Raw genomic sequence first — 7,606 nt, forward strand, 5'->3', positions numbered from 1 at the left:
CCGGGCACGCTGGACTGATAGGGCCCCTTAGCGGCTCCAACGCCTTCCTTCCAAGCGCGCCGCACGGCGGAAGCTCCCGTGCGCGTCAATCCAGGATCCATCATGCGCCACTCTCACCTCCCGCTCGCCATCGCCGTCGTCCTCGCCACGGCGGCGACCGCGCCCCGCGCCCAGCAAGCCGACAAACCGGCCACGACGACGCTCGATAAGGTCATCGTGACAGGCACCCATGTACGTGACCGCACCGTGCTCGACTCGCCCGTGCCCATTGATGTGCTGACCCCGGAAGACCTGCGCTCCGCCGGGGCGGTCAATGGTGAACTGGGCCAGGCACTGGCCACCCTGCTGCCGTCGTTCAATTTCCCCCGCCAATCGAACTCGGGCGGCTCCGACCATGTCCGCGCCGCCCAGCTACGTGGCATGAGCCCCGACCAGGTGCTTGTCCTGGTCAACGGCAAGCGCTTCCACACGTCGGCGCTGGTCAATACCGATACGAAGATCGGCCGCGGCACCACGCCGGTGGACTTCAACGCCATCCCCATCTCCGCGATCAAACGCATCGAGGTGCTGCGCGACGGTGCGGGCGCGCAATATGGCTCGGATGCCATCGCCGGCGTGGTCAACATCATCCTTGACGATGCTCCGGAAGGTGGCGAGGTAGACGCTACCTATGGCGCCTATCACACGCACTTCCGGCCGGGCGATCGGAACATCACCGATGGGCAGAGCGGCTACGTCAGCGCGAAGGCCGGCACGAAACTGGGTGGGGATGGTTTCCTCCGCGCGGGTATCGAAGGTAACAACCGCGAGCCGACGAACCGTGCCGGGCGCGATCAGATCCCTTCCTGGGAAAACCCCTCCCCGGCGAATCTCGCCCTGCAGGGCAAGCGGAACTACGCCGCCGGCGATCCCCGCAATGAAAACTACAGCGGCTGGTTCAACGGTGAGCTGGGGCTGGGTGATGGCGTGCGCGGCTATGCGTTCGGGACCTACACCCGCCGGCGCACGGTAGGCGACAACTACTTCCGGTACCCGGACAGCGACGCCAACGTGCCCTCGATCTACCCGGATGGCTATCGCCCCGAATCCCTCGGCTACAACACCGACGTGAACCTCACCGCGGGTGCGCGCACCCGGGCGGGCGAGTGGGACATCGATAGCAGCCTGACCTGGGGCCGCAACACCTTCGATTACGATCTGCGCGACTCGGTGAATGTCTCCCTGGGCGAGGCCAGCCCGACCCATTTCGATGTCGGCAAGTACGAGAACTCGCAGGGCACCGCAAACCTCGACCTCTCGCGCACCGTCGGGCTGGGAACCCAGCTGTTCACCCTGGCGACTGGCGCCGAGTTCCGCCACGAAGGCTTCCGGACCTTCGCCGGGGACCCGGCGTCCTATGCCGTGGGTCCCGTCGTCGGCGCGCCGACGGGAGCGCAGGCCGGCGGCGGCCTGACCCCACAGGACACGGCGGATCTTCATCGAAACGTCGCGGCGGCCTACGTTGACTTCGCCGGCGACGTCACCGAGCGCTTCTTCGCCGACGCCGCGGCGCGCTACGAGCACTACAACGATTTTGGCGGCGCGTGGACCGGCAAGCTCAGCGGCCGCTACGCATTCAACGACGCCATCGCCCTGCGCGGCGCCGTATCGAACAACCTGCGCGCACCGTCACTCAGCCAGATCGGGTTCGAGTCCACGTCCACCGGGTACGGCGCCAATGGCGAACTCGTGCAAGGACGGGTGCTTTCGGTCAACAACCCGATCGCCCGCGGCCTCGGTGCCACGGACCTGAAGGCGGAAAAGTCGCGCAACTTCAGCCTTGGCCTCACGGCGCGCATCGGGGAACGATTCGATACCTCGCTCGACATCTACCGGATCGATGTCGACCACCGCGTGACACTCTCGGAAACCATTGCACCGGACGGCCTGGAAGATCTCATCGCCGCACGCTTCGGCGTCCAGGGCGTGCAAAGCGTGGCCTTCTTTACCAACGCAGTGGACACGCGTACGCGCGGAGCGGAACTCGTCACCAACTATCGCCAGCCCGCGTATGGCGGCAACCTCACGCTGACCGCAACGTACAGCTACAACCGCACGTCGATTCGGAAGGTGCGTGACACGCCGGCGGCATTGGCTGAACTCGGCGCGGATGCGGTGCTGTTTGGCGTCGAGGAGCGCAACACCCTGACCGATGCCGCACCACGCCAGCGTGGGTCGTTCACCGCGCGCTGGGATCACCCCAGCTGGTTGTTGCTGGGTCGGCTGACGCGGCAAGGTGCGACCACGCGGGTGTTCGACTTCGGCGACGGCTTCGTCCCGCGGCAGACCTATGGCGCGCGCTGGCAGCTGGACGCCGAGGCCGAGTGGCATGCCACGGATCGCTTCTCGCTCGCCCTTGGCGGACAGAACATCACCGACCAGTACCCGAAGCGCTCAATCCCGGACATCGCCTACGCGGGGAACTTCCCGTACGACGTCATCTCGCCGATCGGCACGAATGGCGCGTATTGGTATGCGCGGGCGCGTTATGCGTGGTGACGTTGGGAGGTTGCCTCGCGTGGGGGCGATCGCGCGCAAGCGCGCTCCCACAACGTAGCCCTTAGTCCCCTGGCACAAAAAAAGAGCCCGGCTTTCGCCGGGCTCCTTTGTGCTGCTACCGATAGGGAAGCTGCTTGTCCAGGTATTACTGCTGGACCTGCAGTTCCGTGCGACGGTTGCGAGCGCGGCCTTCGGCCGTGTCGTTCGTGTCGATCGGGTTGTTCTCGCCGTGGCCGATCGGGCCTTCCAGGCGGTCGGCACCGATGCCGTGCGAGGTCAGGTAATCGAACACGATCTTGGCGCGACGCTCGGAGAGCGACTGGTTGTACGCATCCTTACCGACGCTATCCGTGTAACCGGCAACCGTGACCTTGACCTGCGGGTAACGCTGCAGGGTGTCGACAGCCTGGTCGAGGACGCCCAGCGACTCGCTGGTCGGCTCCTGCAGGGTCGGACCGATGTTCGTCTCGCCCTTCTTCGGACGGTCGAACTTGAAGTTGACGCCGCGCAGGTCGATGACGACCTTCTGCGGGCAACCGTCCGGACCGACAATGGTGCCAGCCGGGGTGGCCGGGCACTTGTCGTCGCAATCGTTCACACCGTCGCCATCGCTGTCGAGGGTGGAGCAATCCGGGGCAGCCGGGGGCGGAGCAGCAGCCGGGGCCGGAGCGGCCGGCGGCTCGCCGAAGCGCGAAACGATCGAGAAGCCGAGGAACCAGTCGCCGTAGCCGTTCTCGCCGTCGTTGGTCTTGTCGTCCCAATCGTAGCGGTAGCCGGCTTCAACGCGGAAATCCGAGCTGTCGGTGATGGTCTTGGACACGCCAACGCCGAGTTCGGCGGCCGGCGACCAGCCGTTGTCCGACGGGTTGTGGTGGTACGAACCCATCACACCGGCCAGCAGGTACGGACGCCAGCTGTCCCACGCACCAGCGTAGAAGCGGGCGGCAACGCCGTAGCTGTTGTTCGACCAGTGACCGTTACCGTCGTTGTCGCGCTTGGTGCGGTCAGCGAAGATGTCGATCGACGCGTTGCTGGAGATGAACTTGCCGACGCCGAGGCCGTAGTAAACCTGGCGGCTGTTGGTGTTGCGGTCGGTGTCGTTGTAGTAACCGCCAACCGTCGGGGCGATGTACCAGCGGCCGTCATAGCCGTTACCCGCGTCAGCGGATTCCTGCGCATGGACGGCACCCACGCCGCCCAGGGCCAAGCCGATCAGCAAAAACAAGCCCTTACGTTTCATCGGTGTCTCCTCATTATTGGTATTCGCGTCCGCGCTCCACCCCAGACGGAAATCGCGCGTCAGAAAACTCTTTGTCGAATCCGGGGACTTTGGCGTCCCTCGCTTTTGTTACCCCTTCAACGGGCGGCGGCAGTTTAGCAAAAATCCAACAATTGGGCGCATGCCGCCGCCAGCCGTTCATACTTGAGTCACGGCCATTATCAAGCCGTGAAGAGCGTCATGAACTCGTGAATGGGCATGGCATCGAGCTTTTCCGGCACGGAAGTGATGCTCAGAACCTTCTCAACGCGGTCCGCCGGCATCTCTGCGCGGAGGGCGGCCTCGAATTTCTTGAGCAAAACCGGAATACCTTCGGCCCGTCGATTACGGTGGCCAATGGGGAAATCGATCGAGATTTTTTGCGTGCTGGTGCCGTCCTTGAAGAAAACCTGCACCGAATTACCGATGTAACGCTTTTCGGGGTCGAAATAATCCTTGGTGAACTGCGGATTCTCGACCACGGTCATTTTGTCTCGCAGCGCATCGATACGCGGATCGGCAGCCACGCTGTCGTTGTAATCGTCGGCGGTGAGGCGGCCGAAGATGAGCGGGACGGCCACCATGTACTGGATGCAGTGGTCACGGTCGGCGTAGTTCGCCAGGGGGCCGGTCTTGTCGATGATGCGGACGCCGGCTTCCTGGGTCTGGATCTCCACGCGCTCGACTTCGTCCAGGCGGTGGCCGACCTCGGCGTGCAGCTTCATGGCGCACTCCACGGCCGTCTGGGCGTGGAACTCGGCCGGGAAGCTGATCTTGAAGAGCACGTTCTCCATGACGTAGCTGCCGAACGGGCGCTCGAACTCGAACGCGTTGCCCTTGAAGGCCACGTCGTAATAGCCCCAGGTCTTGGCCGACAGGGCCGACGGGTAGCCGACCACGTTGCGGTAGACCGCATTGATGGCGTGGGTGACGGCGCGGCGGCAGGCGTCGCCGGCGGCCCAGCTCTTGCGCGGGCCGGTGTTCGGGGCGTGGCGGTAGGTACGCAGGGCGCCGTTGTCGATCCAGCTGTGCGAGACGGCCGTGGTGATCTGCTCCTTGCCGCCGCCCAGCATGGCCGTGGTGACCGCCGTGGAGGCCAGGCGGACGAGGATCACGTGGTCCTGGCCGACGCGGTTGTAGCTGTTCTTGAGGGCGTAGCAGCCCTGGATCTCGTGGGCCTTGATGGCGTAGCCCAGCACGTCGCGGACGGTCAGGGCCTTGCCGCCCTCCTTCACCGCCTTGCGCGAGAGGTAATCGGCGACCGACAGGATGGCGCCGAGGTTATCCGACGGGTGGCCCCACTCGGCCGCCAGCCAGGTGTCGTTGAAGTCGAGGTAACGGACCTGGGTGCCGATGGCGAACGCGGCCTGGACCGGGTCGAGGACGTGCGAGGTGAACGGCACGCGCACGCCGTCTTCCATGGTGGCTCCCGGCACGATGGGGCCGAGGTGCTTCACGCAGTCCGGGAACTTCATGGCCAGGGCCGAGCAGGCGAGCGAGTCGAGCAGCATGTAGCGCGCGGTGTCGTAGGCCTCCTTCGACTCGATCGTGTAATCGGCGACGTAGTTGGCGATGTCCACCATCGGCTGGTCCGGGTCGGGACGCGTGGCGGAACGGATATCGTGTGCGCTCATGGGCTTCACTCGCGAAGGTGTGGGTGGGAAAGCCGCACATTTTAGCCGGTCACCCCCCGGGGGTGTCTTGCCGCGCCGCAACCGAACCGGGAGAATGGCGCCCACTACAACCCAAAGGGGAGTAGTTCCGCGGGGCATCCTGCCCCGTGCGCGATGATCGTCAGTACGGACGCCACAGCGTCCCGGGCATCGCGGCGGCACCACGCCGGGAACGAGACTTTTGCGGTGGAGACGGGCGCGCGTACCCGTCGCCGCCGCATTGGTCCGACCACAGCGCGCGAAGGTGGCCCCATGGATTTCCTGACTCCCGAATTCTTCTCCGGCCTCGCGGCGATCATCCTGCTGGACCTGGTCCTGGCGGGCGATAACGCGATCGTCATTGCCCTCGCTGCCCGCAACCTCCCCCGCGACCTGCAGAAGAAGGCCGTGTTCTGGGGGACGTTCGGCGCCGTCGCCATCCGCATCCTGCTTACCTTCGCGGTGATCTGGCTGCTCAAGCTGCCGGGCCTGATGCTGGCGGGTGGCCTGCTCCTGATCCCGATCGCGTGGAAGCTCCTGAAGCACGAGGACCACGACCCCGACATCGCGCCCGCCAAGGGCTTCTGGGCCGCCATCCGCACCATCGTCGTCGCCGACGCGCTGATGGGCCTCGACAACGTCCTGGCGATCGCCGGCGCGGCCAAGGGCCACATGGGCCTGGTCGTCCTCGGGCTGGCCATCAGCGTGCCGCTGGTCGTGTGGGGCTCTACCCTCATCCTGCGTCTCATCGCGCGCTTCCCCATCGTGATATACGTGGGCGCGGCGGCGATCGCCTGGACGGCCGCCCGCATGATCGCCCATGACCAGCTGCTGGCTCCGTGGTTCGACGCTCGCCCGTGGGCGCCGTGGACGCTGGATGCCCTGCTCGTCGCCGGCATCGTGGGCCTGGGCTGGCTGGCCCAGCGCAAGCGGCCGGAAGCCGCCTGATCCAAGGAGAACAAAAAAAGGCCGCCCTTGGGCGGCCTTGGATTCCCCCCGGCAAGGCACCGGGCACGAGGCCCGGTGCCAACCGGCTGGTCAGAACCGGAAGCGCACGTAGGCGGCCGGTCCGTTGAGCTTCATATCCAGGTCCAGATCGTAGCGGCTCTTGTCCTGGTGCAGCTTGATCCGGGTGTAGGCGTATTCGGCACCGAAACCCACGTTCTGCCACGGGAACCACTCCAGGCCGATGGCCGTGTCGTAGATGTGGCCATTGAGCCGGCCGCCGTTCTTCTTCACGCCCGAGGCGTTGACGTACATGCGCCACTGGTCGTTGAACGCGTGGCGCCAGCCGAGCTGGAGGTTGGGCGCCCACGCATCGATATCGGTGGACGAGCTGGCCGACTGGGTCTGGCCCAGCGCGGTCACCGATGCATCGATGCTGCCACGGACCTTGTAATACGCCGCACCCAGGCCAACACCGAACACGTCATCGCCCGTGCCGAACCACCACTTGTAAGCCGCACTGCCGAAGCTGAACTTCAGGTCGCCCTTGGCAAACGCCGATGCGGTGATGGGCTGGCCGAGCACATTGACGGACTCGTTGAACGTCTTCGAATGCGAGCGATCGACCTCATACCAGTCGAAGGCGAAGCCCTGGTGTTCGCCGATCAGGAAGTCCAGGCGCACGCGCGGCACCGTCTTGTGCTTCTTGAAGTCCAGGTCGTCCTCAAGGTTGACATCGCCATTGCTGTTCAGGATGCGGGTCTGGCCGCCGAGCGTAGTGTCATTGGATGTGTAGTAACCGCCGACCCATACGCTGACATTGTCGAGCGCGGGGGACTGGGATTTCTTCTGGCTATCCTGCGCATGCGCGGCAGCGCCGAAGAATGCGAGCGAAGCAAGGGCAAGACCCGAGGCGACCTTGCCGAAGTGGTTGTGGCGAATGCGCATGTAAAAAATCCCTGCAATTTTTAGAAAGTGATCGAACCCCCGGCCGAAAGCTTAACGATCCGTTATGTATGCACCGCGTGCATAGGTCACGGGAACGCGCACACACGTGCCTCGCGTTCATGCGCGAGCCAGTGAATGCATCGTGAAAAGAGCATCGGCCACAGGGGCGCACCCAACCGTCAAAAATGCCAGGATGCGAGGAAACAGGCCGTCCGGTCTCTCCCCAGGTGGGGGCGCCCCTGTCGGGGGTTCTCTGCCGACCAGG

The 7,606-nt window shown here is 65.0% G+C and carries 5 protein-coding genes; 2 read left to right on the plus strand and 3 right to left on the minus strand.

Annotated elements, in window-relative coordinates; genetic code table 11:
• The first annotated feature begins 102 nt into the window (after positions 1–102).
• Positions 103–2,538 (plus strand): TonB-dependent receptor plug domain-containing protein, encoded by a 2,436-nt coding sequence (locus ACTHLF_RS10605; RefSeq protein ID WP_440327253.1) that lies wholly within the window; start codon positions 103–105, stop codon positions 2,536–2,538.
• Between the two features lie 145 nt (positions 2,539–2,683).
• On the opposite strand, the gene ACTHLF_RS10610 is transcribed toward ACTHLF_RS10605, so the two are convergent.
• Positions 2,684–3,778 (minus strand): OmpA family protein, encoded by a 1,095-nt coding sequence (locus tag ACTHLF_RS10610; protein WP_440327254.1) that lies wholly within the window; start codon positions 3,776–3,778, stop codon positions 2,684–2,686.
• A gap of 200 nt (positions 3,779–3,978) precedes the next feature.
• Positions 3,979–5,430, minus strand: a complete 1,452-nt coding sequence (locus ACTHLF_RS10615) for a bifunctional 2-methylcitrate dehydratase/aconitate hydratase (RefSeq protein WP_440327256.1) — start codon at positions 5,428–5,430, stop codon at positions 3,979–3,981.
• A 291-nt stretch (positions 5,431–5,721) separates the two neighbouring features.
• Between ACTHLF_RS10615 and ACTHLF_RS10620 the strand changes: the two genes are divergently transcribed.
• Positions 5,722–6,396 carry a TerC family protein gene (locus ACTHLF_RS10620; RefSeq protein ID WP_440327258.1) on the plus strand — a complete coding sequence of 225 codons (675 nt, stop codon included), beginning with the start codon at positions 5,722–5,724 and terminating at the stop codon, positions 6,394–6,396.
• Between the two features lie 90 nt (positions 6,397–6,486).
• On the opposite strand, the gene ACTHLF_RS10625 is transcribed toward ACTHLF_RS10620, so the two are convergent.
• On the minus strand, positions 6,487–7,341 hold the full coding sequence (locus ACTHLF_RS10625) for an outer membrane protein (protein ID WP_440327260.1): 855 nt from the start codon (positions 7,339–7,341) through the stop codon (positions 6,487–6,489).
• Positions 7,342–7,606 lie beyond the last annotated feature (265 nt).

Origin of the sequence: Luteibacter sp. (assembly GCF_051958795.1) — a bacterium.
Classification (GTDB): Bacteria; Pseudomonadota; Gammaproteobacteria; order Xanthomonadales; family Rhodanobacteraceae; genus Luteibacter.